The sequence below is a fragment of the Acrocarpospora pleiomorpha genome, assembly GCF_009687885.1.
GTDB classification, from domain to species: domain Bacteria; phylum Actinomycetota; class Actinomycetes; order Streptosporangiales; family Streptosporangiaceae; genus Acrocarpospora; species Acrocarpospora pleiomorpha.
The window spans coordinates 1-3,299 of record NZ_BLAF01000085.1; the positions used below are offsets into that span (position 1 = coordinate 1).

General features: G+C 66.1%; 2 protein-coding genes. Both read right to left on the reverse strand.

Features of this window, described 5'->3' with window-relative positions; genetic code table 11:
• A partial coding sequence (locus Aple_RS45825; protein ID WP_155351087.1) for a DUF222 domain-containing protein occupies positions 1–1,034 on the reverse strand: 1,034 nt, incomplete at its 3' end.
• 1,155 nt (positions 1,035–2,189) lie between these two features.
• Positions 2,190–3,266, reverse strand: coding sequence for a 3-dehydroquinate synthase (aroB, locus tag Aple_RS45830; RefSeq protein WP_155351088.1), 1,077 nt, complete (start codon positions 3,264–3,266; stop codon positions 2,190–2,192).
• Positions 3,267–3,299 lie beyond the last annotated feature (33 nt).

The following is a 3,299-nucleotide window of genomic DNA, read 5'->3' on the forward strand; positions in this document are numbered from 1 at the left end:
CGGACCCGCAGCGGACGGTCATCGTCCTTGCCCCTCGGCCTCGCATAAGCGGTAAGGAACTCACGCAGCCGGGCACCGGCCTCACGAGGCAACCGGAACTCCCCCTCCACACCACCGGTACTGGACGGGCGGACCAGCAGAAAACGCGTCGCGTAGTCGTCTTCGGCCTCATCCTCCAGAGCGCCCGGATCCAGCAACTCACGCAGATAACGCCCGGCCTTGCCGATCTCCGCCGGAGACGCGCCGTCGGCCAACTCCACCAGAATCGGCTCCACCAGCGCCGCCTGCGCATCACTCAGACGATCGGTGACCTGACAGATCGCATCAACCGACCCCTCCGCCAGCGCGCCGCAGGCAAACCGGTCCCGCACCACGGGCAGCCGGGCCAACTGAGCCGCCAACCGGACCAGACGAGACGCGCCCCCGCCGCTCATCCCCGCCGAAGCACGCAACCAGGTCCCAGTCGAAGCATGCCCACCACTACCGGCACTCCTGGCCTCACCCGCCGCATGAACCCGCCCCACCCGCGCGGCGATCGCCGAATCCAGCCGATCCCGCGTGAACAACAACTCCTCCGTCTCACCCACACACAACCCGCTGCTGTCGGGCAGATCGGACACCGCAAGCAGAGACGCACGCTGCCTCAACTCCGACACCAGCACCCCAGAACCCACCGGCACCCCAGAACCCACCGGCTCACCACAGGCCTGCGGCCCTGCCGAGGCCTCCGCCCCCGCCGAGCGGGCACCGTCGGTGGATCGGCCGGCCTCGGTGGAGCGGGCACCGTCGGTGAAGCGGCCAGAGTCGGTGGAGCGGTCGTGGAGAAACTGCTGCCGTGCGTTCTGCCGCCATGCGTCGCTATACGCGTCGCCGTATGTGTCGTCGGAGGCGTCGTCGGAGGCGTCGTCGGTGGAACGCTGGGGTGGGACGTACCCAGGGTCCAGCAACGTCCCCTTCAGCAATGCGGGCAACTCGCGGCCGGAGACACCCTTCGCACGGGAGGGATCCAGCACCTCGAACGGAAACCCGAGCATGGAAGACACCCCCTCTCGCTCCAGCCGATCCGAAAAGCTGCCCTCAGGCTATCCAGCAGCTCCGACAGAACCTGGCCTTGATCCACGACAAAACCGCAGGTCACACGCTTCGCGAAAAGATCTACCTGCCCACCTGCCACGACCCGAAGAGCCATCCGCCGCGCCCGATCAGGAGCAGCACACCAACCCGCGGACCCTCAACCGCGAAGAACAGGCCCTCGGATCGGCCGCACGCACCCTTACGAGCGCCGCGACGTCGAGCAGTTGGCCCACGGCGAGTCCGCTAGCACCGCCGACGGCAGGGAACTCCGGCAACGACCGTGCCGGCCCGGACGCCTGTAGCAGGGGGTGCTGTCCCCGATCGGGTGCGGCATATGACGGTGGGTTCGGTCTCGGAGCGGGCCCGCGGTGGCGTGAGGAGCCAGAACATGATGGTGGTGCGGGGCGACAGCGGATTCTTGGCGTGGTCTTTCCGACGGGGACTTTGATCAAAGGCGGCCCGACCAGGAAGATGATCAAAGTTAGTGGCATTGTTGCGCCACGCGCGTGGAGGGGAGTTCTCCTCACCGCTCGTCTCGACGGCGGGTGTCGTAGTCAGGAGCCCGAGAGGGCCAGCGCGGAGAGAACGAAGCCTTGCTCTGACCCGCCGACCAACTCGACGCTTGGCGAGCCGAGTCACCCGCCAGAGGCAGGAGACTGAACACGGACTAACAGATGCTGATCAACCGCCGACAGTTCGTAACCCAACATCGACGGTGCGAGGGCCAGGTGAAAAAAACATGACCCCAGCGACCATCAACAGACCATTCCCAGCTAGGACAATCACGCTCCCAAACCAACGCGAACGTTCCCGCCGTATTCAGCGCGCCAATCCACGGCCTAGCCACCCGCACCGCCAGAAGCCAGCCCACACCGTGACCTTTGCGGGAGAATATGTCCGCGTTGGCTCTGGGAGCGCGGTCGTCCAGGCCGGGGGAATGGCGTGTTGACCTTCAACGGACCGACTCTTCGGGCGATCAGGCGCCGACGCGAGTACGTCCGTCCGGCGACATCGACGAGTCTGCTTCCGCCTCATCAACCGATCGCCCAGCGGTAGGCGTACACGCGTATATCCGTCAGGCTTGGGTTCTCAGGCCTGGACGCCTTGGGTAAAGATCATCTGGAGATCTCGTAGAAGGCTGATTCCAGTAGTTCCTCGGAGGGGTCTTCGAGGCGGGACGGCTGGGCGAGGCCGTTGAGGACGACGAAGCGGAGTTTGGCGCCGCGGCTCTTCTTGTCGATGCGCATGTGTTCGCGGAGTTCTGGCCAGGCGTCTTTGCGGTAGGAGGTCGGCAGGCCGACCGAGGTCAGGATCGAGCGGGTGCGATCCACGATGTCGTCGCCGATCCGCCCGTCCAGGCGGGACAGCTCGGCCGCGTAGACCAGGCCGATCGCGACCGCTTCGCCGTGACGGATGTGGTAGTTCTCGGCTCGCTCGATCGCGTGCGCCAGCGTGTGCCCGTAGTTGAGGATCTCCCGCAGGCCGCTCTCCTTCAGATCGGCGCTCACGACATCCGCCTTGATTTGAATCTTCCGTTCGATCAGCGCCCGCGTATGCTCGCCCTCCGGAACCCGGGCCCCGGCGGGATCGTCCTCGATCAGCATCAGGATCGTCGGATCCGCGATGAATCCACCCTTGATGATCTCGGCCAGCCCGGCCACGTAGTCCTCACGCGGCACGCTCACCAGAGTCGCCAGATCGCAGAGCACGCCCTTCGGCGGATAGAACGCCCCCACGAGGTTCTTGCCCTCCGGCGTGTTGATCCCCGTCTTCCCGCCCACGGCCGCGTCCACCATGGCCAGCAACGTGGTCGGCACCTGAACCAGCCGGACACCACGCAACCAGGTGGCCGCCACGAACCCGGCCAGGTCAGTGGTGGCTCCCCCACCGACCCCGACCACCGCATCCGACCGCGTCATCCCAAACCGCCCGAACGCGGACCACAACTCCGCCGCGACACTCGACGTCTTCGCCTGCTCCCCATCGGGCACCGGCAACGCCAGAACCTCATACCCCGCGGCCCTCAGCACATCACAGACCGGCCGCGAAATCTCCGGCAGACTCGCAGGACAGACCACCGCGACAGTCCTGACCCCATCCCCCACCAGACCAGGCAACTCCGCCAGCACCCCAGCCCCCACGACCACGTCGTAAGGATCATCACCACGCACATGAATCCGCGAAACGCTCATGACCCTATTTCACCTTGTCCCGCACTCCAGCTC

Coding starts and splice junctions, on each gene's coding strand:
- aroB (WP_155351088.1), bottom strand. CDS start 3,266: ATGAGCGTTTCGCGGATTCATGTGCGTGGTGATGATCCTTACGACGTG.